This is a genomic window from Amycolatopsis sp. M39 (assembly GCF_001651785.1).
Taxonomy (GTDB): domain Bacteria; phylum Actinomycetota; class Actinomycetes; order Mycobacteriales; family Pseudonocardiaceae; genus Amycolatopsis; species Amycolatopsis rubida.
Genome location: NZ_LWSF01000001.1, coordinates 887,824 through 912,669, shown reverse-complemented (window position 1 = coordinate 912,669; position 24,846 = coordinate 887,824). Strand labels below are relative to the sequence as shown.

Below are 24,846 nucleotides of genomic sequence, written 5' to 3'. Positions count from 1 at the left end.
CGGTCCGCCACAGGTTCACCGCAACCACTCGCCCGCGTCCTCGTCCAGCCGCGAGGGAAGCTCGGCCAGGAACCGCAGCAGGTCCGCGACCAGCGACCGGGCCTCCGCAGCCGAGAGAATCCCCGCCTGATAACCGAAAATGCCGGACCAGCCGCCCGCGAGTTCGGGCACCACGGTGACCGTCATCGGATAGTGCGTGCGCTCGCGGAACCGGGTCCCGGTGATCGCCAGCCCGGGAGCCGGTTCCCGCAGTTTCGCCGGGTCCACCGGGTAGTTCTCGAACACGACGAGGCTGTCGAACAACCGGTCCCGCCCGGTCAGGGCAGCCAGTTCCGCCAGGCCGGCGTGCTGGTGCGCGAGCAGTTCCTGGTGCCGGGATTGGGTTTGCCTCAGGGTCTCCGCCACGGTTCCGGCGAACCGCACCCGCACCGGAACCGTGGTGGCGAGCAGCCCGAGGATCTCCTCGACACCGTCCACTTCGGACGTCCGGCCGGAAACCATCGCGCCGAAAGCGACATCGGCGACCCCGGCCCGAGCCGCGAGCACCGCGGCCCACGCACCCTGCAGCAACGTTCCCGCCGTGACCCCGTGTTCGGCACCGGCCCGCGTCAGCGAAGCGACGAGCGGAGCGTCCACAGCGAACAGTTCCGGCTCGACCGCCGCGGGCTGCCCGGCCAGGAGTTTCCGAGACGGCAGACCAGCCAGTTCCCTCCGCCACGCATGCCCGCTGACCGCGTGGTCACGCGCCGCGAGCCACCGCGTGTACCGCGACACCGGCACCGCTTCGGGCAGCGGCTCCCCCGAGTACCCGGCGAACAACTCGGCCAGGATTCGCGGCGCCGACCAGCCGTCCGACAGCACATGATGGCTGGTGAGGACGAGTTCGTGCCGATCCGGGCCGTGCCGGAGCACGGTGACCCGCAGCAACGGCCCCGCACCGAGATCGAACCGCTCGGCGAGGTCTTCCGCGAGCACCTGCTCGACGTTCCCGGACACCTCGCGCACCCGGAAGCCGATCTGCGGCTCCGTCGGCAGCACCTGCACCTCGTGCCCGGCGGGGAAGACCGCGCCCAGGTTCGGATGCCGCCGCACCAGCGCGTTCGCCGCAGCCGCCAGCGCCGCCAGATCCAGTGCTCCGGCCAGCGAAAACGCTGCCTGCACCGGGTAGGGATCCTCGTCGGCGGCCCGCGATTCGCGCAGGATCAGCTCCTGCAGCGGAGTCAACGGCAGCAGCTCTCCGGCCGGCACCTCGGCGGCCAGCGCGGCGAGTTCTTCCTGGAACGCCGCTCCCAGCGCCGCGATCTCGTCCGCGCTGAACTCCGAGGACGGCCAGGTGAACCGCGCCGCCAGCCGGTCGTCGCGCACCATCGCGTTCACCGTCAGCGCGTGCCCGAGCGGTCCTCCGGCGGAGCCGAGCGGATCGGCGTCCGGCGGGCGCTGCCACGGCGTCTCCGCCCGCGGCGCCGCCTCGAACCGGCCGAGGTAGTTCCAGCTGACGTCCGCACCGGTCGAGGTTCCGCCGAGGATGCCGAACCCGAGCCCGTCGCCCGCGGCACGGAGCTGGTCGCGGACCGCGGCGACAGCCGTCTCGTCAGAAGGCGGCGCGATCCGTGCCGGGTACATCGCGGTGAACCAGCCGACCGTGCGGGACAGATCGACGGTTCCGGCGAAGTCCGGCGTGTGGTCCGGCCGGCCGTGGCTCTCCAACGCGACCAGCAGCTCCGAGCCGCACCAGGCACGGTAAGCCCGCGCGAACGCGGTGAGCAGCACGGCGTCCGGGCCGGTCCGGTACGCGCCCGGCAACGTCGTCAGCACCGCCTGCGTGGTTGCTTCCGAGACCTCGATCTCGTGGTGCCGCGCGGTCCCGCTGACCGGACGCGCCGTTGCCGCCATCCGTTGCCAGTGCGGGCCTTCCACTTGCCGCGCAGGCTTGGCCGCGGCCAACGCGCGCGCCCAGCCGAGGAACGACGGCCCGCGCTCCGGCAGCTGGTGGCCGAGACAAGCCTGCTCAAGGTCGTCGAGGAGGATCCGCCACGACACCGCGTCCACCACGAGATGGTGCGCGACCAGCGCGAGCCGCCCCGGTCGCGCGGGCCCGGCGTCCACCCACACCGCCCGCAGCATCGGGCCGGTCCGCGGGTCCATCGCGGCCCGGACAGCCGCGATCTGGTCGTCCAGCAGCGCCCGCAGATCCGCGTCCTCGCCCGCCGGGACGACCATCAGCACGTCCGCCCCGGTCACGGTGCCCGGTTCCGGGACGCGCAGCACGTCACCGGCCAGGCGAGACCGCAGCACATCGTGCCGTTCGAGGAGCACGTCGAACACCGCCCGCCACTTCGGCACGTCACCGCCGGACGGCACGCACACCTCGACCCACTGACAGAAGCTGTCGGCGTCCGAACCAGCGCGTTCCAGCAGTTCACGCATGACGGGCGTCAGCGGCGCGTCCCCGACCGCAGGCGTCAGGTCCGGCGAGACCACTACGGTCCGGTCGCTGCACCGCGCCGCGATCCCCGCGATCGTGCCGCCCTCGAAAACATCCCGCGCGGTCAGGTGCAGGCCCTCGCGACGAGCACGCGCGACCAGCCGGAGCGAAGCGATGCTGTCGCCGCCGGCGTCCAGGAACCCGTCGTCGATCGTGACGTCCGGGCCGAGCAGCTCCCGAACCACTTGCAGCAACACGGTTTCCGCCTCCGTCGCCGGTTGCCGAGCCGCGGCGACGGTGCGCGGACCGGGCGCGGGCAGCGCCGCCCGGTCGAGCTTGCCGCTGGGCCCGAGCGGCAGCCGTTCCAGCGAGAGCACCGCCGACGGCACCATGTGCGCAGGCAGTTCGGCGGCCAGATACTCGCGCAGCGCGGCCGGATCCGGGTCCGCGCCGTCGACCGGCACGACGTAACCGACCAGCCGCCGGTCCCCCGGCCGGTCCTCGCGCACGAGCACGACCGCGGCCCGCACGTCCGGATGCCGTGCCAGCGCCGACTCGATCTCGCCCGGCTCGATCCGGAACCCGCGCAGCTTCACCTGGTGGTCGGCGCGGCCGAGGAACACCAGCTGCCCGTCCGGCCGCCAGCGCACGAGGTCTCCGGTGCGGTACATCCGGTCGCCGGGCGCGCCGAACGGATCGGCCACGAACCGCTCCGCGGTCTGCCCCGGCCGGTTCACGTAGCCGCGCGCGAGCTTCGGCCCGGCGAGGTACAGCTCGCCGGCGACACCGGTCCCGACCGGCCGCAGGCCCGCGTCCAGCACGTACGCCCGCACCCGCGGGTCCGGCCGTCCGATCGGCAGCGGCCCGGGGTCGTCGGCGGAGTACACCCAGGTGACGGAGTTGATCGTGACCTCGGTCGGGCCGTAGGCGTTGAACAGCGCCCGCCGCCCGCCCCAGCGGTGCGCCAGCTCCGGGTCGAGCCGTTCGGCGCCGACCACGAAGAACACCTCCGGGTCCACCGTCGCGTCGTCCGGCATCGCGGACAGGAACGACGGCAGCAGGTTCAGCCCGGTGACGTGGTGCGCGGCGGCGTAGGCGAGCAGGTCGTCGCCGGAGCCGCGGACCTCCTCCGGCGCGATCACCGAGGTGCCGCCGGACAGCAGCGGCAGGAAGAACTGCCAGTAGGAGACGTCGAAACTCGTGGACGCGAAGTGCAGGTACCGCTCGCCGCGGCGGATGCCGACGATGTCCTCCTGCAACGCGACCAGGCTCGGAATGCCGCGATGGGTGATCGCGACGCCCTTGGGCTTTCCGGTGGTGCCGGAGGTGTAGATCACGTACGCCAGCGAGTCCGGCGACGGAACGACGTCGTCCCAGGCAGCCGGTCCGCTCAGGACCGCCGGGTCGATGGCCGGGATGCCGAAGCCGGGATCCGAAGTGGACACCACCGCGGCGGGCGCGCTGTCTTTCACCAGATGCGCCAGGCGTTCCGCTGGGTAGGCCGGGTCCATCGGCACGTGCACCGCACCGGCCTTGAGCACGCCGAACAGCGCGACGACCAGGTCGATGTCGCGTTCCAGCAGCACCGCGACCGGGTCCTGCTCCCGCACCCCGGCCGCGCGCAACGCGTGCGCGAGCTGGTTCGCCTTCCGGTCCAGTTCCGCGTAGGTCAGGCGGCGATTCCGGCACACGACGGCTTCGGCGTCCGGAGTTTCCCGCACCCAGCGGGCGAATTCCTCCAGGCAGGTACCGGCTTCCCGCTTCGGCTCGGGCCCGGTTCCCTGACGCAGCAGGGCTTCTTCCTCGTCCTCGGGGAGAGAACGCAGCCGGGCGACCGGTTGCCGCGGGCCGGCCACGAGTTCGCGCAGCAGCGTCGTCAGCCACCGGGCGTAAGCCCGCACGGTCGGCTCGTCGAAGGCCTGCGGCTGGTAGCCGAAGCCGATCGAGATCTCGTCGCCGGGCAGCACGATCACGGTCAGCGGGTAGTGCGTCGCGTCGGTGATGTCGACGCCGGCGAGGTCGAGCCCGGGCGCGAGCGGTTCGCGTTCCCGGCTGGAGAGCGGGAAGTTCTCCATCACCAGCATCGTGTCGAACAGATCGCCGACGCCCGCCGCGCGCTGGATGCCGGGCAGGCCGAGGTGATGGTGGTCGGTGAGCCGCGCGTTCTCGTCCTGCACTCGTGCCAGCACCTGCTCGGCCGGATCGGACGGCGCGAACGCCACGCGCACCGGGATCGTCGTGCCGAGCTGGCCGATCATCGCCTCCACGCCGGGAACATCGGACGGGCGGCCCGACACCGGGCAGCCGAACACGACGTCCTGGCGTCCGGTGAGCCGTGCCAGCAGAACGCCCCACGCGGTCTGGAACACCGCTGTCGACGTCACTCCGCGTTCTCGGGCGAAGCCGCGCAACTGCTCGCTGAACTCCGTGCCGAGTCCCACCCAGATCCGCTGTGGACGGTCCGAAGCGGACTCCGTGGTCGACGGGGCGAGCCGGGTTCCTTCTTCCAGCCCGGCCAACGCGGTCTGCCAGGCCTCGGCTGCCGCGTCGTGATCCCGGGCGGCCAGCACCCGGTGGTACTCGGCCAGCGGCGGTGCCACCGGAGCGGCCGCTCCGCCGTCCAGCTCGGCGTAAGTGGCCAGCAGGGCGCGGCCGACGAGCGGCATCGACCAGCCGTCGAGCAGCGCGTGATGGATCGTCAGCACCAGCCGGTGTTCGGCCGGGTCGAGGGTGAGCAGCAGGAACCGGATCAACGGCGGTATCGCCGGGTCGAACGGCCGGGCCAGTTCGGCCGCGCATTCGCCGTCGGCGCTCGCCGGGTGCTCGACGTGCCGCCAGTCCAGGCGCACGTCGGCAGGCACGACCTGCACGACCTCACCCGCCGCTGTCGTGTGCAGGTGGACGCGCAGCGCCGGATGCCGCCGCAGCAGTTCCTCGGCGGCGGCTCGCATCCGGTCCGGATCGAGCTGTCCTTCGAGCCGGGTGACCGCCTGCACGGTGTAGACGTCCGGTCCGCCCCGCGTCAGCGTGTGGAACGACAGCCCGGCCTGCAACGGCGTCGCGGGCAGGACGTCGGCGACCGGGCCCTGCTGTTCGAGGGCGTCGATGTCGTCCTGGGTGAGCGTGACCAGCGGAAGGTCCGACGGAGTGAGCCCGCCGGTGTTCTCCCGGGCATGCGCGGCCAACGCGGCCAGCGCGGCGGCCCACGCTTGCTGGAGGCGTTCGACCTCTTCCGGCGGCAGAACCCGGCTCGCGGCGGTCCATTCGACCGCGATCCGCGGCACGCCGTCCTCGCGGACGAAGCAGTTCAGCGCCAGAACCTGCTCCAACGCCTTCGCGGGCGGCTCGATCACGGCGAACGGATCCTCGTCCGGCAGCTGCCAGCCGCCCGACAGCGGAGTGAACCGGCCGAGGTAGTTGAGCAGGACGTCCGGCATTTCCGGCGCGAACTCGGCACCCGGGTCCAGGTACCGGAGGACGCCGAACCCGATCCCGCCCTCCGGCACCGCGCGCCGTGCTTCCTTGACCGCGCGCAGCAACCGGTCGAGGGTGTCCACACCGGACAGTTCAATGTGGACGGGGTATTCGGCGGTGAACCAGCCGACGGTCCGGGCGAGATCCAGCCCTTCGCGGCCGTGGCCCTCCATCGTGACGGTGAGAGCGTCTTCGTCGCCGCGCAGCGTCAGCACGAGCGCGGCGAGCAGCACCTCATCGACACCTGCGCGATAGGCAGCGGGCAGTGTCGTGAGGATCGCCGCGCTCTCTTCTTCAGCCGCGAGCGTGACCGAACGGTGTGCGGTGGCAACGGTATCCAGCTTCGGGTCGAGCTTGCTTTTCCGCGCCGACCGCCAGTGCGCCAGCTCTCCGCGCCGCGCACCGCTCGCCCCCTGTTCGGCGAGCGCCAAGGCATGGCGTCGCCACGAATTGCGCACGGGTTCGAGCACCCCGCCCTCGCAGGCCGTCTGCAGATCAGGCAGCAAGATGCGCCAGGAAACCCCGTCGATCGCCAAGTGGTGCACGACAATCACCAGCTGGTCGCCCACCAGCGCGACGCGCAGCATCTCCCCGGCGCGTGGGTCCAATTCGGACGCGAGCCGTTCCGCCACCTCGGCCGGATCCCCGGTCGCCTCGCTGACCGACGCCGCGACCGCTCCCCGCGGCCGGATCACCAGCGAGCCATCGGATTCGACCCGAAGCCGCAACACGTCGTGGTGATCGAGAACCGCCTGCACGCCTTCGCGCAGCCCCGGCACCGGGCCGTCCACCCGGAGCGCTGTCCACTGCGCATAGCCGGCAATCGCGTCCAGGTCCGGATTCAGGTCGAACAACGTCCGCACGATCGGCGGCGCCGGAACCTCGCCGATCGGCTCGTCCGGTTCGCTGTCCGGTTCGGACAGATCCCGGCTCGCCGCCGCCAACGCCGCGAAACTGCGCCGCGCCAGCAAATCCCGCGGCCGCAGGTCCAGCCCGTGCGCCCGCAACCGGCTGCTCACCCCGATCGCGGTGATGCTGTCGCCGCCGAGAGCGAAGAAATCGTCGTCGACCGCGACCCGCTCCACGCCGATCACCTCGGCGATCGCGGCGCACAGCAACCGCTCCCGCTCGGTCCGCGGCTCCCGTCCGCCCTCAGCCGCCGCGGGCGCGGGCAGCGCGGCACGATCGAGTTTTCCGTTGCTGGTCACCGGAAGTTCGTCCAGCACCACGACCGCGGCCGGGACCATCGCCTCCGGCAACCGCTCCGCGAGCGCCGCCCGAACGTCGTCCGCCGCCAGCCCGGTGCCGACGACGTACCCGATCAGCCGGGGCCCGCGCACCGCCGCCGCGGCAGCCCGCACGCCGGGCACCGCACCGAGCGCGCCCTCGACCTCGCCCAATTCCACGCGGTGGCCGCGAATCTTGACCTGGCCGTCGCGCCGCCCCAGATACTCCAGCCCCCGGCCCGGCACCCAGCGCACGATGTCGCCGGTGCGGTACATCCGCTCCCCCGGCGGCCCGAACGGATCGGCGACGAACCGCTCGGCCGTCCCGCCCGGCCGGCCGAGATAACCACGTGCCAGATGCGGTCCGGCGAGGTACAACTCCCCGCGACTGCCCGGCAGCACCGGCCGCAGCGCGGCGTCGAGCACGTACGCCCGGGTCCCCGGCACCGCGAACCCGATCACCGGCTCGTCCCCGGTGATCGGCGCACTGGCACCGTCCACAGTGGCCTCAGTCGGGCCGTAGATGTTGCGCGCCCGGATGCCGGACGAAGCGACCCGCTGCCACAACGCCGGTGCCGTCGCCTCGCCGCCGAGCACCAGCAACGCCGGGTCGAGCGACCCCGCGTCCAGCAACGGAGCTGCCATCGACGGGGTCGTGTCGATGACGTCGATCCGGTCCCGCACGAACGCGGCGTGCAGTGCGTCGACGTCGCGCGCGGTTTCCGTGTCGTAGACGTGCAGTTCGTGCCCGCACAGCATCCACAGCAGTTGTTCGATCGCCGAGTCGAAGGCGAAGGAGTAGGTGTGCGCCACGCGAAGCCGCCGCCCCTGCGCGGTCTCGGCGACCGTGGTCGCGCGGTGGTTCCGCAGCAACGTCTCCAGTCCGCCGGACCGGACCAGCACTCCCTTCGGCTGCCCGGTGGAGCCCGAGGTGAAGATGACGTACGCGAGGCTTTCCGGGTGCCGGTCTCCCTGCTCCCGCACCGCCGAATACCCGGCGATCTCCTCCCGTACTGCCGGATCGTCCAGCCGAAGCTGCGACACTCCCGGCAGCAGATCCGAGACCGTCACGGCGAGCTTCGGGGTCACCTCGGCGACCAGCGAGCGCAACCGTTCCGCCGGATGCGCCAGATCCAGCGGCAGGAACGCGGCCCCGGCGTCGAGAACCGCCAGCAACGCGACGACCAGATCGACCGACCGCGGCAACGCCAGCGCCACCACGTCGTCCGCGCCCACGCCCCGCGCCCGCAACGCGCGCGCCAGCCGGTGCACCCGGTCCCGCACCTCGTCGCCGGTGAGCCGCTCGTCCCCGCGGACCAGCGCGGTTTGCCCGCCGAGCCCGTCCAGGAACCCTTCTCCGGTCGCAGAAACCGCGGGAGCCGACCATTCGGCGAGCAAGGCATCGACGTCCGGCACCAGGTCCACCCCGCCGACCGACGGCGCGTCCGCACCGGTGAACGCGGAGATCACCGCCTTCAACGCGGTGAGCTGCGCATGAACGCCATCCTGGTCCTGCGAACGCGCGTCGACCTCGAAACCCAGCAGCAGCCCGCCGCCAGCCGTCGGCAGCACGCTGAGCCCCATGTCCTCCGGCGGCCCGCCCGCGACGTTCCGCATCGTCCCGCGCGCCTCGCCGAACGCCAGCTCCAGGTCGAACGCCTTCAGGTTGATCCCGCGTCCGTGCAGCAACGCCCCCGCGCCGGGCACCGCCAAGTCCTGCGGCAGATTCTCGCCCCGGTACCGCTGGTGCGCGCGCATCTCCCGCAACGCCTGCGCGACCCGCGCGGTCAGCTCCTCCGGACGATCGCCCGGCCGCACGCGCACCCGCAACGGCAGCACGTTGACCGCCATCGCGGGAGTCCGCAACGCCGCGCCCACCCGGCACATCAACGGCACCGCGAACACGACGTCCGCTGTCCCGAGCACGCGGTGCAGGAACGCCGCGTAGCACGCGATCAGCGCGTCACCCCAGGTCGTCCCCGCGCGCTTCCCCAGTTCGCCAAGCCCGGCGACCTCGTCCGCGGTGAGTTCGGCGCGCGCGGTGAACGTCGCTTCCGGCAGCCCGGCCGCGCTCGCGTCCTCGGCCAGCTCCGGCATCGGCGTGAACCGATCACACCAGTACGCGCGGTCCTGCGTGAACCGTTCGCTCATCCGGTACGAGCGATCGGCTTCCACGAGATCCGCGAACCGGCCGAACGTCGAGGGCGGCACCTGTTCGCCTCGCACCGCCGCGGTGTACCGGGCGGCGGTGCGCCGGGCGAGCATCGCCGCGGTGTAGCCGTCGAACACCAGGTGATGGCCGAGCTGCGTGAACCACACCTCGGTATCGGAAAGCCGGAGGATCAGGTGCGAGAACAACGCCCGGTCCAGCATCCCGCGGCACGCCTCGGCCACCCGCCGCCGCTCCGCCGCGACCCGCGCGTGCGCCGCGGCCAGCGGATCCGGTTCCCCTCGCAAATCAACGACTTCCGGCAACGGCACCGGCTCGGCGGACACGGCTTGCCGCGGCCCGTCCGGAGTGTCGAACACCCGCAGCCGCAGGCTTTCGGCCTCCTCGGCGGTCGCCCGGACCGCCTCGGCCAGCGCCGCGAGGTCGACCGGTGCGCCGCCGGAGCTCCCGGAGACCTCGATGACGTCGCCGACCAGGTAGTACGGCGAATCCGGTTCCAGCCGCTGCGCGTTCCAGATGCCCAGCTGGGCGCTGGTCAGCTCCAGGGTGGCGAGTGCGGTGCTCAACTGGTGACTCCCGGGTTCAGAGCGACGGCACGACCATCGGCGTGCCAGTGACCGGATCGGGCACCACGACGCTCGGCAGGTCGAAGACTTCCTTGATCAGCGCGGCGTCCACGACGTCGCCGGGCTCGCCCTCGGCCACGACCCGGCCCTCGCGCATGGCGACGACATGGTCGGCGTAGCGGCAGGCCTGGTTGATGTCGTGCAGCACCGCGATCACCGTGCGGCCCTCGTCGCGCAGCCGCTTCAGCAGCTCCAGCACCTGGTACTGGTGCGCGATGTCCAGGAACGACGTCGGCTCGTCGAGCAGCAGGTACGGCGTGCGCTGCGCGAGCACGACCGCGATCCACACCCGCTGCCGCTGCCCGCCGGACAGCTCCTGCACCGGACGGTCGGCCAGCCCGGCGACCCCGGCCGCGGTCATCGCACTGACCACCGCGGTCTCGTCTTCCTCCGACCACGACGACAGCAGCGACTGGTGCGGGAACCGCCCGCGAGCGACCAGCTGCCGCACGCGGACGTCCTCCGGCGCGGACGGATCCTGCGGCAGGAAGCCGAGCTCCCGCGCCAGCGCCTTGGCCGGATACGCCCCGACCTCGCGGCCGTCGAAGGTCACGCCGCCCTCGGACGGGCGGAGCAGCCGGACGAACGCGCGCAGCAATGTCGATTTGCCGCACGCGTTCGGGCCGACCACCGCGGTGAACGCACGGTCGGGCACGTCGAGCCGCAACTGCGTCGACACGACGCGGTCTCCGTAGCGCAGGGTGAGGTCCCGCGCGGTCAAGCGGGCAGTCACTTCCGCCGCACCTCCTTGGTGAGCAGCCAGATCAGGTAGCAGCCGCCGATCGCCGTGCTGACCACGCCGACCGGCAGCGAGACCGGGGCGAGCAGCATTTGCGCGACGAGGTCGGCTCCGGCGAGCAGCAGCGCGCCGGTCAGCGCGGCGGGCAGCAACGGGATGCCCGGCGCGCGGGCGAGCCTGCGGCCGATCTGCGGGGCGGCCAGCGCGACGAACGAGATCGGCCCGGCCACGGCGGTGACCGTCGCCGTGCAGGCGACGCCGATCACCACCAGCTGCAGCCGCAGGGATTCGTGCCGGACCCCGGTCGTCACCGCGAGTTCCGTGCCGAGCGCCGACTGGTGCAGCGCGGGCGCCCGGGTCAGCAGCACCGCGAACAGCACGGCCAGCACCCCGAACGGCACCACGACGTCGCTCCAGCCGATGCCGTTGAGCGAACCGGCGCTCCAGCCGACCGCGGCGATCGCGACCTCCAGGTCGGCCCGCAGCACGATCCACGAGTTCAGCGCGGTCAGCATCGCGTTGATCGCGATCCCGATGACGATCAGCCGCAACCCGGACCGGCTGCCGCCCATCGAAAGCAGATAGACCGCGGCCGCGGTGAGCAGCCCGCCGGCCACCGACGCGAACGTCAGCTGGGCCGGCGATCCGGACAGCACCGTCATCGCGATCAGCGCGCCGGTGTAGGCGCCGGAGTCGAGCCCGATCACATCCGGGCTGCCGAGCGGATTCCGCGTGACATTCTGGAAAATCGCCCCGGCCAGCCCGAGCGCGGCGCCGAACACCAGCCCGGCCGCCACCCGCGGCAGCCGCCATTCGCGGATCACCACGCCCGGGCCGCCGCCGGACCCGCCGAGCGCGGCGAACACCCGCGCCGGACTCGCCCAGGCCGCGCCGTAGCAAAGCCCCAGCAACGCGAGACCGGCGAGAACCACGCCGAGCACGGCGACGAGAATGACCGTGCGGCGCTCGACCCGCAGCGAAATCCGCCCGCGGCGGAACACGAACGCGGTCACAGCGCGGCCGTCCCGTACTTGCGGACCGCCCAGATCAGCACCGGGCCGCCGACGAACGCCGTCACGATCGCGACCGGCACCTCGCCGGTCGGCAGCAGCACGCGCGAGCCGATGTCCGAGATCAGCAGCAGAATCGGGCCCAGCACCACCGCGAACGCGGTCAGCCACGGCACCGACGCGCCCGCCGCGCGCCGCGCGAGATGCGGCACGATCAATCCGACGAACAGAATCGGCCCGGCCACCGCTGTCGCCGCCCCGGCCAGCAGGGTGATCAGCAACAGCGTCACCGCACGGATTCGCGCCACGCGCGCGCCGAGAGTGTGCGCGACGGTGTCGCCCAGCGCGAGCGCGTTCAGCTGACGGCTCAACAGAAACGCCGCGACCACGCTCACCGCGATCACGATCAACGGAACCGTCAGCGGCGCCTGTTCCCGTCCGGCCAGCGAACCGACCGCCCAGAACCGGTACCGGTCGAAGGTGTCCGGCAGCAACAACCGCAGCCCGAGCGAAACGCCGCTGAGCACGAACGTCAGCGCGGTGCCGGTCAGGACCATCCGCAACGGCGACCGCCGGCCGACCGCGTACACCAGCAGGGTCGCCAGCACCGCGCCGAGCACCGCGAACAGCAACTCCCCCGACGCGGAAACCGCGATGCCGAGCGCGGAACCGATCGTGATGGCGAACCCGGCCCCGGCCGTCACGCCGAGCACGCCGGGTTCGGCCAGCGGGTTGCGCGACAGCACCTGGACGAGCACCCCGGCCACCGCCAGCGCCGCGCCGACGCCGACCGCCAGCAGCGCGCGCGGCGCGCGGACGTCGCGTACTACCGCCTGATCAGCCGGATCACCGTGCCCGAAAATGGCGCGGAGCACCTCCGCCGGCGCGATGCCGTGCGCGCCGATGCCCACGCTGACCACGGCCACCGCCGCCAGCAGGACGACGGCGGCGGCCAGCAGCGCGGTCCGGCTGCGCGCGGTCACTTCTTCAGCAGCGGCGCGAACGCCTGGTCCACCGCGTCCAGCGTCTTCATCGCCGCCCGGTAGGTGGCCGCTTCGGTGTAGCGGAAGGCGAACGTCTTGCCCGCCTTCACCGCGGGAAGGTTCTTCCACAGCGGCGAATCGAGCACGTACTTCACCGCGGGCGGGACCGAGCCGTCCGGCTTCACCGAGTAGGTGATCGCGTCGGCCTGCGCGAACGCGGTCGGCAGCTCCTCGATCGACGGGTACTCGCTGACGTCCTTCGAACCGCCGCCCTTGACCTTCACCTGACCGTAGTACTTCGCGCCGAGGTCCTGGGCGATGTTGGTGCCCCAGGAATTGTCGAACTCGCGCTGGAAGTTGCCCTTCGCGACCTCGCCGTACGCGCCGACGTGGCCGAGTTTCAGCTGCGGCAGCACGGCTTTGTACTTGTCCGCGAGCTGCTTCGCCTTCGCCTCGTACTCCTGGCGCGCGGCGTCGAACCCGGCCAGCGCGCCGGCGGCGTCGGACTGCTTGCGCGAAAGCTCCCGCCACGCCGAGGGCACCGACGGGCCGATCGCCACGACCGGCGCGATCTCCTGCAGCCGCTTGACGTCGATGTCGGCGAGCACCGGCTTCGGCACGCCGATCACGATCAGGTCCGGATCGGCCTGCGCGATGGCCTCGTAATTCGTCTCGGCGGCCTGCTCGCCCGCGACCTTCGGCAGCTCGTCGTACTTCTTGCGGTCCTCGGTCGTCATCATCGGAAGACCGCGCTTCCACGTCGAGATCCCGACGAGCGGAGCCTTCGCCTCAAGCAGCGCCGGGACGGCGTAGCCGGTCGCGATCACGCGCTTGGGCTTGACCGGGATCTTGATCTCGCCGTTGTCGGCGGCGAACACGCGGGTCGGGGCGTCGCCCCCGCCGCTCTGCGCGTCGCCGGAACCGCAGCCGGCGACGACGGTGAGGGCGACCGCGAGCGCGGCGGCGGCGAGACGGGTCGTTCTGGTGACGGTCATGCGAGGGTCCTCAGGTAGGGAGAGCGGTGCGGGGGGTGGGGGTGTCGTGAGTGGTCGTGCCGGTTCTAACCGGCATGACCACTCACGAGGCGTCAGTGGTCGTGCTCGTCGTCGAAGTCCGCGACGCCGCGTTTCCAGTAGCCGGTCACGTCGCAGTCCTCGCGGGCGAGCCCGAGGTCGTCGCGCAGCCAGCGGCGCAGCGGCTTGATCGCGCCCGCTTCACCGGCGATCCACGCGTAAAGCCGTTCGCCTTCGGGCACCTTGACTTCACGCACGGCGCCGGCGAGAAGCTCGACGCTGCCCGGCGCGGCCGCACCGCGGTGCAGCCAATGGACTTCGACACCGTCCGGCGCGTCGAGGTCGATCTCCTCGCTCGCGTCGGCCACCTCGGCGAACGCCCAGCCCACCGCGGTCCGCGGCAGTTCCTCCAGCCAGCGTGCGAGCGCGGGCAACGCCGTGATGTCGCCGGCGAGCAGGTAGCGGTCGTAGGTGTGCGGCACGATCAGCCCGCCCGGCGGACCGGCGACGTGCACGGTCTCGCCCGGCCGCACCGCGCGCGCCCAGTCCGAACCGAGCCCGCCGTCGTGCAGGGCGACGTCGAGATCCAGCTCGCCGGAGGCCGGGTCGTAGCGGCGGACGGTGTACTCGCGCGAGATCGGCGACGGCTTCGGCCAGCGGAGCATGTCGCCGTTCGCCTCGGGCAGCCGCAGCTGGCCGTCGGCGTCCGGGAACAGGATCTTCACGTGCTCGTCCGGCGAATGCGCCTCGAACCCGTTCGTGCCCGGCCCGCCGAGGGTGACCCGCAGCAGCCCGGCGCCGACCGCGCTGGTCCGCACGACCTCCGCCCGCCGGATCCGGATGGGGTACGGCACTTTCTCGGCCTGACGCCCCGCGCGGACCTCCGCGATGCGGGCGGTATGCCGGTGCCGGTGCGTATCCCGGCTCACTGCGCGCCGCCGGTGAGCAGCTTCGTCCAATGCCCGAGCCGCGGGTCTTCGGCGAGGTCGGCGAATTCCAGCTGCGCCGCGCCCGCGCCGCGCCACTTCTCGACCAGGCTCATGATCCGCATCGAATCGAGGCCGAGGTCGGCGAGATCGGTGTCCGGGGTCAGCTCGTCGAGTCCGCAGCCGAGCAGTTCGGCGACGTCCGCGTTGACCTGCTCAGCAGTCAGTTCGGGGGTGCTCATCGAGGTGCTCCTGCGGGAATCGGCGCCGACAGCGCGGCGAGCGCGTCGGCAGTGGTGGTGACGACGCCGCAGCGTTGGGCGACATACTCGCACGCCTGGTCGTGCCGGGAACGGTCGAAGTCCGCGACCGCGTCGCTGATCAGGAACGGCCGGACATCGCGCATGAACGCCTCGACCGCCGTGGTCTGGCAGCCGATGTGCGCGTAGACGCCGGTGATCAGCAGCTGGTCGCGATCGCCGAGCTGCTCGCGGAAAGTGCTGCGCTGGAAGGCGCTGTAGCGCCATTTGTCCAGCACGGTGTCGCCCGGCCGCGGGGCCAGCTCGTCGACGATGTCCGCCGCGCGCGGATCGTCGTCGATCACCGCGCCGATGCCGTCGCCCCAGAACTCGGTGAGCAGCCCGCGATCGGCGGCGGGCTGCTTGCCCGGCTGCGCGGTGTAGAACACCGGCATGCCGCTGCCGCGCGCCTTTTCCGCCAGCTCCGCGATGTTCGCGAGCATCTCCGGAATCGGGGAACCCTCATAGGGGGCAAGGAAATACCGCTGGACGTCGTGCACGAGCAGAGCCGCCCGCGCCGGGTCGGGCCGCCAGTCGACCCGCCCCGGGGGCAGGTCCGCCGCCGTCGGCAGCGGATACGCCCGGATCTTCGGCAGGGACACGCCTCACCTCTCCTTCGCCNTCCTTCGCCAGGGCGGCCAGCGCCGCCCGCAGTTCGCGTTTGCTGGTCTTGCCCACGCCGGTGACCGGGAACTCCCCGACCACCTCCACCAGATCCGGCACCTTGAACGCGGCCACCCCGCGCCCGCGCACGAACCGGCGCAGTTCCGCCGCACTCGGCTGCTCCCCGTCCGCCGGAACGACGTACGCGCAGGTCCGCTCGCCGAGGTACTCGTCCGGCACCGCGACGACGGCGGCGTCGAGCACGCCCGGATGCGCCATCAGGTGGTTCTCGACCTCTTCCGCCGCGACCTTTTCGCCGCCGCGGTTGATTTGCTCCTTCGCCCGCCCGACGACCTCGAGATGCCCGGATTCGCGTTGCCGCACCAAATCGCCAGTGCGGTAAAACCCGTCCTCGGTGAACGCGGTCTTGTTGTGCTCGGCCGCGTTGTAGTACCCGCGGATCGTGTACGGCCCGCGGGTAAGCAGCGCACCGATTCCGCCCGGCTCGACAAGATCGCCCGACGTCGCCAGCGGATCGTCCGGATTCACCACGCGCACCTCGTCGTCCGGCGAGATCGGCCGCCCCTGGGTGCTGAGGACGAGGTCCTCCGGGTCGTCCAGCCGGGTGTAGCAGACCAGCCCCTCCGCCATGCCGAACACCTGCTGCAGCCGGCACCCCAGCGCCGGGCCGACGCGTTCGGCGAGCTCCCGTCCGCACTTGGCCCCGCCGACCAGCAGAACGTCCAAAGAGGACAGGTCCCGTCCGGTCCGCGCCGCCGCCTGCACCCAAGCCGCCGCCAGCGGCGGAACGACCCCGCTGATCGTGACCCCCTCAGCCTCGATCAGCCGGAACGCGGTGTCCGCGTCCGGCCGCGGCGCCATCACCGTGGCCGCCCCCGCGTGCAACGCGCCGAGCAACCCAGGCGAGCTGAGCGGAAAGTTGTGCGCGACCGGCAAAGCCGCGAGATACACGCTTTCTTTCTTGAGCCCGCAAATCCGCGCACTCTCCCGCACGCTGTACAGATAATCGTCGTGCGTACGCGGAATCAGCTTCGGCAGCCCCGTACTGCCGCCGGACAGCTGCAGAAACGCTATCCCCTCCGAATCCGGCTCCGGCAGTTCGCGCGGCGCGCTCGCCGCCAGCTCCGCGAACTCCGGCTCCCCCACGACGAAGACTTTCCGTTGCTGCTGCGCGACTTCCCGCGCCATCTTGGCGTGATCATGCCCAGCGTGCCCGCCGACGGTGAGGATCGCTTTCGCGCTACTCTGCTCCGCGAAGTGCCGCAACTCGCTGTCGCGATGCGCAGGCAACGCGAACACCGGCACCGCACCGGCCCGCCACAGCCCGAAGACGACCGGCACGAACTCCGGAATGTTCGGCAACTGCACGACAACCCGGTCGCCCTGCCCGATCCCGTCCGCGGAAAATCCCGCCGCCAGCCGATGCGCCCGCTCGTCCACCTCGGCAAACGTCCAGCGCTGCCCCTCGCCGACAACCGCCGTCCGGTCCGCATACGCCTCCTTGAGCGAGGTCAGCAGCGCTCCGAACGTCTGCCCCCGCCAATACCCGCTGGCCCGATACCTCGCCGCGGTCTCCTCCGGCCACAGGTTCACGCGACCCCCTCCGCACCCGACACCATCGGCCCCCGCCACCACGCGCTCGCCCGGTGCCCAGCCGCAGTCTCCGCCGGCCACAAGTCCACGCTCATGCGGCGCCCTCCGCGCCCAGCGCACGCAGCAGCGTCCCGAACTTCGCGCTGGTCTCCGCCAGTTCCGCAGCCGGATCAGAACCGGCGACGACCCCCGCCCCCGCGAACAGCCGCGCGGTCTTGTCGGACACCTCGGCGCACCGGATCGTGACGACCCATTCGCCGTCGCCCGCGAGGTCGGTCCAGCCGACCAGCCCCGCGTAATACCCGCGATCCTCCGGCTCGAGCCGCGCGATCGTGTCGCGCGCCAGCTCGACCGGCACCCCGCACACCGCAGGCGTCGGATGCAACGCCTCGGCCAACTCCAGCGACGACGGCCCGCCCGGCCCCACCCGCCCGGTGATCCGGGTCGAGAGGTGCCACATCGTCGGCGTGCCCATCACTTCCGGCTCTCGCGGAACTTCCAGCTCGGTGCAGTAGCGCCCCAGCACCTCCGCGACCTGCGCGGCGACGAGAGCGTGCTCGTTGAGGTCCTTTTCGGACACTCGCAGTTCGGCAATCGCTTGCGCGTCCTGCGCCGGATCCCCCGTCCGCCGCCGCGACCCGGCGAGCGGATTCGCGGTCACGACGTTTCCCTGGCGAGACACCAGCAACTCCGGGCTCGCCCCCACGAGCGTCCGCGGCGCCGGATCCCCGGGCGCACTGACGTCGACGGCGAAAGCATGCGCCGCGGGGTCCGCCACGACGAGGTTGCGGAGGAGTTTTCGCACGGAAACACCGTGCTCGCCCACGAGATCCAGCGCCCGGGCGAGGACGACCTTGCGGAGTTCCCCGGCACCGATGAGGTCGACCGCCCGCCGGACGCTTTCGGCGTAAACCTCGGGTGCCGGCCGCGGGACTACGGTCCAGGAGGCCGGGTCGTTTCGCCGTGGCGCTTCGGGGTCTTCGAAGCCTGAACCGCCGGGGGATCCGGCGAGGGCCGCGCTCTGCGGGCCCCCCTCGCCCGGCATCCCGGCCCGCCGCACCACCGCGGGCACGATCAAGCTGCTCCCGGAGTCCGGCCGGAACCCGATCGCTCCCACCACGACCGGATTCGCGACCCCCGCCAGCACCGCGGCTTCCAACGCCTCGGCCGCCGCCGCGGCCCGGTTCCCGCTCGTGCCGCGGACGTGCGAGTGCACACCATCGGCGAGCAGAACTCCGCGGGCCGACGAGTAGTAGAACGACCCCGGCAGGTACGCGGCCAGGAGATCCGCCGCCCGGTGGACCGGCCGCGGACGGGCCGGAGCAGGTGAGGACACGAGCTGAATTCCCTTTCGCACACGCGCAGGCGGCCGAGCCGCCCTGTCCGTTCCTCGTGCGAGGCCCGGACCTTGACCGTTCGGTTAGCCTAACCTAATGGACACTAACGTACCCGGACGAAAAGAAAAAGCCGCCCGGCGGGTCGACCCGGTCACGCCCGAAGCGTGGCGCCGCCGTCGACGTAGAGGTTCTGCATGGTGATGTGCCTCGCCCGGTCGGACGCGAGGAACAGCACCGCGTCCGCGATGTCCGCCGGGTCGGCGATCCGCCCGAGCGGAATCCCGACCCGGAACTGCTCCGGATTCCCCGCGATCACCCGGGCTTCGCCGGAGTCGTCCGTCCACAACAGACGTTGCATCTCGGTGTCCGTCGACCCCGGCGAGACGATGTTGCACCGGATCCCCGCACCGGCGAGTTCGAGCCCGAGACAGCGGGTGAGCATGGTCGCCGCCGCCTTCGAAGCCGCGTAGGCAGCCATCCCAGCCCGCGGGACACCGGCCGCGTTCGACCCGACGGTGACCAGCACCCCGTTCCCCCGCGGCTGCATCCGCCGGGAGATCTCGCGCAGGACGGTGAAAACCCCGGTCGCGTTGACCGCGAAGGTCGCCGCCCAGTCCTCGTCGCTGGTCTCCGCCACCGACCCGGGCCGCAGCACCCCCGCGACCGACACCCCGATCCCGATCGGCCCCAATTCCCGCTCGACATCCGCCACGACCCGCGCGACCGCCCCCGGATCCCCGACATCCGCCACGAACGGCACCACCCGCCCGGCACCGGCCGGACGCTGCGCATCGACCGGCACACCAGCGTCGCCCGCAGTGCGAGCCTGCGCCGCGGCAACACCGTCAGCCGCGCCAACCCGCGCCGCGTCGGCACCGTCAACCATGCGAGCCCGCGCCGCATCAGCGCCGTCAACCCGCGCCACATCAGCACCGTCAACCGTGCGAGCCCCCGTCGCGCCAGCGCTATCAACCGTGCTGGCTCCCGCCACGTCGGCACCGTCAACCATGCGAGCCCGCGCCCCAGCAGCACCGCCAACCCGCGCCACATCAGCATCGTCAACCATGCGAGCCCCCGTCGCGCCAGCGCTGTCAACCGTGCTGGCTCCCGCCACGTCGGCACCGTCAGCCGCGCCAACCCGAGCCGCGCCAGCACCGCCACCTGCCAGCGCGACACCACGGCTCGCGAGCGCCCCCGCCGGCTCGGCCCGCGCCAGCCCCGCGCCATAGTCCCGCGCTGCGACCTCCCGCAACCCCTCCTCGTCGATGTCCACCGCGGCCACCACGGCACCGGCCCGGGCGAGCGCCTCCACGACGGCCGCCCCGATGCCGCGCGCACCGCCGGTCACCAGCGCGATCCGCCCCTCGATCCCGGCTCCCGCGTCCCGCGTCACCGCGCACCTCACCCTCCGTCGCCGACTGATTAGGCAAACCTAACCTAATCGAGTGAGCGTCGGCCAGGGTGATCCCGCCCACCCCGGGTTCAGCGGCCCGGCGCGAAGTTCCGCAACCGCAGGCTGTTGGCCACCACCAGCACCGACGACAGCGACATCGCCGCCCCCGCGATCAGCGGGTTCAGCAGCCCGCACGCGGCGAGCGGCAGCGCGGCCACGTTGTACCCGAACGCCCAGCCGAGATTCCCCCGAATGGTGCGCAAGGTCCGTTGCGCGAGGCGGATCGCGTCCGGCAGCACCGACAGGTCGTCGCGGACGAGGATGATGTCGGCCGACCGTAAGGCGAGATCGGTCCCCTCGGCGACTGCCAACCCGAGGTCAGCGGTCGCCAGCGCCGGAGCGTCGTTCACTCCATCCCCGACCATCGCCACCCGATGCCCTTTGCCCTGCAACGCCGACACCGCGGCCGCCTTCTCGCTCGGCAAAACCCCGGCGAGCACCTCGGGAATCCCGACCTCCGCGGCGACCGCATGGGCCGTCACCTCGTTGTCTCCGGTCAGCAGCACCGTTTTCAATCCCAGCCGATGCAGCCGCGCGACCGCCTCCCGCGCGGAAGGCTTCACCTCGTCCCGCACGGCGAGCATGCCCGCGACCTCGCCAGCCGCCGACACGAGCACCACCGTCGCCCCGCCAGCCTCCGCCGACGCCACCACGGCCTCGACCTCCGGGCCGACCGAAATCCCTGCGTCCACCAGCAACCTCGGCCGCCCGACGGCCACAGCCGTTCCCTCGACCACACCGCGGGCGCCCAGCCCGGGCAGTGCCTCGAACTCAGCAGCCGGAACCACCTCCGGCCCACCAGCGACAATCGCTGCGGCAATCGGGTGTTCTGACGACGCTTCCACCGCGGCTGCGAGACGAAGCACCTCGGTCGGCGAGAACGCCCCGAACGCCCGGGTCTCGGCGAGGGTCATCCGCCCCTGTGTCACGGTGCCGGTCTTGTCCAGCACCACGGTGTCGACATTACGACTCGCCTCGAGCGCATCCGGCCCCTTCACGAGAATCCCGAGCTGCGCACCTCGCCCGACGCCGACCATCAACGCGGTCGGCGTCGCGAGCCCCAGCGCGCACGGGCACGCGATGATCAGCACGGACACCGCCGCGCCGAACGCGTCCCGAGCCGGATTCCCGGTGAGCGACCACCCCGCCAGGGTCAGCAGCGCCAACGCCGAAACCACCGGGACGAACACCGCGCACACCCGGTCGGCCAGCCGCTGCACCGCCGCCTTCCGCTCCTGCGCCCGCTCGGCCAGCGCACTCATCTGCGCCAGCTGCGACCGCGCTCCGACCGCCTCCGCGCGCACCACCAGCCGGCCGTTCAGGTTGACGCTCCCGCCGATCACCCGGTTTTCCGGCCCGACCTCCGCCGGAACGGGTTCGCCCGTGATAGCGCTGACATCCACTGTGGACAGACCGCTGTCGACGCTTCCGTCGGCGGCGATCTTCTCCCCCGGTCGCACCACGAACCGGTCGCCTGCCGCCAGTTCGCCGATCCCGACCAGCACTTCGCCGTCCGCACGCAGAATCCGCACGTCCTTCGCCGCCAGCGCGTCCAGCGCGCCGAGCAGATCCGCCGCACCGCGCCGGGACCGCGCCTCGAAATACCGGCCGGCGAGCAAGAACGTCGTCACTCCGGCCGCGACGTCGAGGTACACCGAATCCGCACCCGGTGCGGTCGCACCGAACCCGATCCAGTAACCCGCCTCGCCGCCCGATCCGATCAGCACCGAAGCCGCCGACCACAGGTAGGACGCCAGCACGCCCAAGGAAACGAGCGTGTCCATACTGGACGATCGGTGCCGCAGATTGCGCAGCGCGGCACGGTGGAACGGCGCCGCCGACCAGAACACGACCGGGGTCGCGAGCAGCAGGCACACCAGCTCCCACAACGGGAATCGCAGCGACGGCACGAGCGCGAGCGTGATCGACAGATTGCCGAGCGGGACGGCCAGCACCGCGGCCACGATCAACCGGCGGCGCAAGTCGCGAACCCGCGCGTCGCGGTTCTCCGGACTCGATGCGCCGCGGACAGTCGCGGTGTAGCCCGCGCGCTCGATCGTCGCGACCAGCGAGGCCGGGTCGAGCTCAGGCGGACAGTGGACAGTCGCGCGTTCGGTCGCGTAGTTCACCGTGGCGCGGACGCCGTCGAGCTTGCCGAGGGAACGCTCGACGCGCGCCGCGCAGGCGGCACAGGTCATTCCGCCGACGGCGAGATCGAGTTGACGGGTCGGGGTCGCCGCGGGGGCGGCGGTCTGCGTGGACATGATTCTCCGGATTCCAGGACGGGCACAAAGTCGGTGGCAGTGCCGGTGCCGGGAAGGCGGACCGATTTCCATCGTACGCCTGCTTTTCCGTCGCCACTCCTTCGGGTGACTTGGGAACCTTTCGGCTCTCCCCGACGACTATCCGGATGGTGGCAGTGCCCGACCCGACCCCGACCAGACCGGAGCGACAATGTCCAAAACCCTTGCCTCAGCAGGAAACCTTCGATACGTGATCACGTTCTGCGGCACCTGCGACTGCGGCTGCCCGGAGCTGTTCCTCGACGACGCCGCCCCGCCGGAGCGGCGAGTCGTGCTGACCGACGACTTCGGGCAGCGAGTGCGGATGAGCTTGGCACAGCTGAAAGTTCTCGTCGACGACATCAAAGACGGAGCCTTGGACAAGGTGGTGACCGCCGTGGTCTAGGCACAGAATTGGCTCGGTGCACCGAGATCGCCGCCGCGGGTGGCGCGCGGGAACGCGATCTGCGGGCAGCCGGATTCGGCAGGCGACGGGCCGATGCCGGTCGTGCGGAACTCGGGGGTGACCGAACCCGATCCGCGCCGGCGGGTATCGGGCCGCGGCTACTGCCTTCTGGCCGCCAGGTTGGCGAGCATCGCGTTGTAGGCGGCGAAATCGTCGTCCTCGCCTTGGTCGAAGCGGCGGTCCAGCCGGGCGGCCTCGCGGTCGTCGTGGCGGCCCCACTGCACCAGCAGCGCCACGACGACCACGATCATCGGGATTTCCCCGGTGGCCCAGGCGATGCCGCCGCCGAGGCGTTGATCGGAAAGGAGGTCAGGCATCCACGGCAGAGAGAGGTAGCGGTAGAACGTCTCGGCGATCACCGCCTGCTTGTTCATCAGGATCACGCCGAAGAACGCGTGGAACGGCATCACCGCGAACATCATGCCGAGCCGTGCGAGATGCGGCATCGAACGCGGCGGACGGTCGACGCCGATCACCAGCCAGAAGAAAACGTAGCCGGACACGAGGAAATGGAGGTTCATCAGCTGGTGCGCCCAGTGGTAGCGCATCGCCTCGCCGAAGAGACCCGAAAAGTACAGCGCGTAGTACGAGCCGACGAACACCACCGACGCCACCAGCGGGTGCGCGACCAGGCGCGTGAACCGCGAGTGCAGGAGCGCCACGAGCCACTCGCGCGGACCGTCCGGCCCCTTGCCCGCCACCGGCAACGCGCGCAGCGCGAGGGTCACCGGTCCACCGAGCACGAGCAGCACCGGGGCGAGCATGGCCAGCGTCATGTGGATGACCATGTGCAGGCTGAAGGTTCCGGACGAGTACGTGCCCAGGCCGGACGACGTCGCGATCAGCACCGTCGCCCAGCCGCAGGTCCACGCCCAGAACCGGCCGCGAGGCCAGTCGTCGCCGCGATTGCGGAGGCGACGTGCTCCGGCCGCGTAGCCCGCGACCGCGAGCACCGCGACAACACCGAGGAGCAAGTCCGGACGCCAATCGAGGAAGAGACGCGCGAACGCGGGAGGGTCCGGCAGGTCGTACCCGAGCACGGTCTCGCCGACGGTCGCCGGATCGTCCACGAACGCCGGCGGCACCAGATGCGCCAGCCCGGCCGAGACGCCCATCGCCCCGGCCAGCACCATGACCTCCGCCACGAGAGCCGCCGTGCCGCCACTCGAACGACGGCGCGTTACGGCGATCAACGCCGCCAACACCATCGTGATCACGACCTTCACCCCGAGGAGCAAGCCATAGCCAGTAACCAATCCAGCCGGACGGGCAAGCGCCAGACCGTCGACGATCCCGGATGCGGCGAGCACGACGAGACACCACGTCGCCACCCGTCGATACCGGCGGAGCGCGACCTCTCCTGCCGCGCCTGAACCGCGGTGGACCAGCAGCGCGACCAGCGCCCCGGTCCACAACGCCGCCGCGATCACGTGCCACACCAACGCATTCGTGGCCAGGTCGTGCCACGCGCCGATGGAGACGTGCCCGGCGATCGCCCTCGGCAGCAACCCGACGAGAGCGAGGCCGAGCCACAGCACCGTGGTGCGCCAGGTCAACGTGCGCCAAACGCCGATCGCCACCACCGCGGCCACCGCCAGGACGCAGAGCCACGCCTTGGGTTCCTCCATGGCGTCGACGAGGACGGCGAGCTTCGCCAGATGCAACGCCTCGGAAACCGGCCGCCCTGATGCGTCAGCGGCGTCGAACGGCACCAGCACGGCGGCGGCGAGCGCCGAAACGCCCGCAGCACCCGCGGCGGTGCGAGTCGCCGCGTAACCGTCCGGGGAGAGCCGGCCCGCTTCGCCCGGCGGGCTCAGAAACGCCGCGAACACCAGCCCGCCGACGCAGACCACCCCGGCCGCGTCGGCGACCAACCGGAGCAAGGAGGAGCCCAAGGACGTCAGCGGACCAGGGACCGGGTTGCCGAGAGCGGCATAGACATCGCCCGCCGCGGCGACCACCGCCACCACGACCACCGCGGCAACCCCTGCCGCGGCAAGCAAACCCCGCCGGTGCGGGGCTGGAATAGTGCGCACAGCAGAGTGGTCGGGCGGAGATGGCGGCGAGTTCCCGCGACGCGGATCACGGTCATGATCCAGTTCTCGCGGCACGAACGACCCTGCCGGACCGGTTGACGGTTCTGGTTCTGGTTCTGGTTCTGGTTCCGGTTCCGGCTCCGGCTCCGGCTCCGGCTCCGGCT

Annotated in this window: 14 protein-coding genes and 1 pseudogene; 1 reads left to right on the top strand and 14 read right to left on the bottom strand. The window is 71.8% G+C overall.

Going from position 1 to position 24,846, the window contains the following annotated elements:
- Positions 1–15: 15 nt before the first annotated feature.
- From A4R44_RS04285 to A4R44_RS04230, 13 genes and pseudogenes are all read right to left on the bottom strand, one after another.
- Positions 16–9,861 (bottom strand): non-ribosomal peptide synthetase, encoded by a 9,846-nt coding sequence (locus tag A4R44_RS04285; RefSeq protein WP_067576415.1) that lies wholly within the window; start codon positions 9,859–9,861, stop codon positions 16–18.
- A 16-nt stretch (positions 9,862–9,877) separates the two neighbouring features.
- The gene (locus tag A4R44_RS04280) at positions 9,878–10,654 is read right to left on the bottom strand and encodes an ABC transporter ATP-binding protein (protein WP_067576414.1); all 777 of its coding nucleotides are present in this window, start codon (positions 10,652–10,654) and stop codon (positions 9,878–9,880) included.
- Positions 10,651–11,673: an iron chelate uptake ABC transporter family permease subunit gene (locus A4R44_RS04275; RefSeq protein WP_067576413.1), complete on the bottom strand. Its 1,023-nt coding sequence runs from the start codon at positions 11,671–11,673 to the stop codon at positions 10,651–10,653. Before A4R44_RS04275 ends, A4R44_RS04280 begins: the two co-directional genes overlap by 4 nt.
- Positions 11,670–12,653: an iron ABC transporter permease gene (locus tag A4R44_RS04270; RefSeq protein WP_067576412.1), complete on the bottom strand. Its 984-nt coding sequence runs from the start codon at positions 12,651–12,653 to the stop codon at positions 11,670–11,672. Before A4R44_RS04270 ends, A4R44_RS04275 begins: the two co-directional genes overlap by 4 nt.
- Complete coding sequence (locus A4R44_RS04265) at positions 12,650–13,648, bottom strand: ABC transporter substrate-binding protein (protein WP_067576411.1); 999 nt, start codon at positions 13,646–13,648, stop codon at positions 12,650–12,652. Before A4R44_RS04265 ends, A4R44_RS04270 begins: the two co-directional genes overlap by 4 nt.
- A 92-nt stretch (positions 13,649–13,740) precedes the next feature.
- Positions 13,741–14,595 (bottom strand): siderophore-interacting protein, encoded by an 855-nt coding sequence (locus tag A4R44_RS04260; protein WP_067576410.1) that lies wholly within the window; start codon positions 14,593–14,595, stop codon positions 13,741–13,743.
- A complete protein-coding gene (locus A4R44_RS04255) occupies positions 14,592–14,834 on the bottom strand; it encodes a phosphopantetheine-binding protein (protein WP_067576409.1) in 243 nt (80 codons plus the stop codon). Before A4R44_RS04255 ends, A4R44_RS04260 begins: the two co-directional genes overlap by 4 nt.
- The gene (locus A4R44_RS04250) at positions 14,831–15,463 is read right to left on the bottom strand and encodes an isochorismatase family protein (RefSeq protein WP_232791498.1); all 633 of its coding nucleotides are present in this window, start codon (positions 15,461–15,463) and stop codon (positions 14,831–14,833) included. The genes A4R44_RS04255 and A4R44_RS04250 overlap by 4 nt, the downstream gene beginning before the upstream one ends.
- Positions 15,354–17,108, bottom strand: coding sequence for a (2,3-dihydroxybenzoyl)adenylate synthase (locus A4R44_RS04245; protein WP_232791489.1), 1,755 nt, complete (start codon positions 17,106–17,108; stop codon positions 15,354–15,356). The genes A4R44_RS04250 and A4R44_RS04245 overlap by 110 nt, the downstream gene beginning before the upstream one ends.
- 91 nt (positions 17,109–17,199) lie before the next feature.
- Complete coding sequence (locus A4R44_RS04240) at positions 17,200–18,444, bottom strand: isochorismate synthase (protein ID WP_067576629.1); 1,245 nt, start codon at positions 18,442–18,444, stop codon at positions 17,200–17,202.
- Positions 18,445–18,596: 152 nt separating this feature from the next.
- Positions 18,597–19,331, bottom strand: coding sequence for a 2,3-dihydro-2,3-dihydroxybenzoate dehydrogenase (locus tag A4R44_RS04235; protein WP_067576407.1), 735 nt, complete (start codon positions 19,329–19,331; stop codon positions 18,597–18,599).
- A 360-nt stretch (positions 19,332–19,691) separates the two neighbouring features.
- Positions 19,692–19,793, bottom strand: a pseudogene (locus A4R44_RS45260) (2,3-dihydro-2,3-dihydroxybenzoate dehydrogenase); the annotation flags it as partial.
- A 134-nt stretch (positions 19,794–19,927) separates the two neighbouring features.
- Positions 19,928–22,162, bottom strand: coding sequence for a cation-translocating P-type ATPase (locus A4R44_RS04230; protein WP_067576406.1), 2,235 nt, complete (start codon positions 22,160–22,162; stop codon positions 19,928–19,930).
- Positions 22,163–22,391: 229 nt separating this feature from the next.
- On the opposite strand from A4R44_RS04230, the gene A4R44_RS04225 reads away from it, so the two are divergent.
- A complete protein-coding gene (locus A4R44_RS04225; RefSeq protein WP_338080294.1) occupies positions 22,392–22,586 on the top strand; it encodes a hypothetical protein in 195 nt (64 codons plus the stop codon).
- Positions 22,587–22,744: 158 nt separating this feature from the next.
- On the opposite strand, the gene A4R44_RS04220 is transcribed toward A4R44_RS04225, so the two are convergent.
- The gene (locus tag A4R44_RS04220; RefSeq protein WP_095213178.1) at positions 22,745–24,682 is read right to left on the bottom strand and encodes a cytochrome c oxidase assembly protein; all 1,938 of its coding nucleotides are present in this window, start codon (positions 24,680–24,682) and stop codon (positions 22,745–22,747) included.
- Between the last annotated feature and the right edge of the window lie 164 nt (positions 24,683–24,846).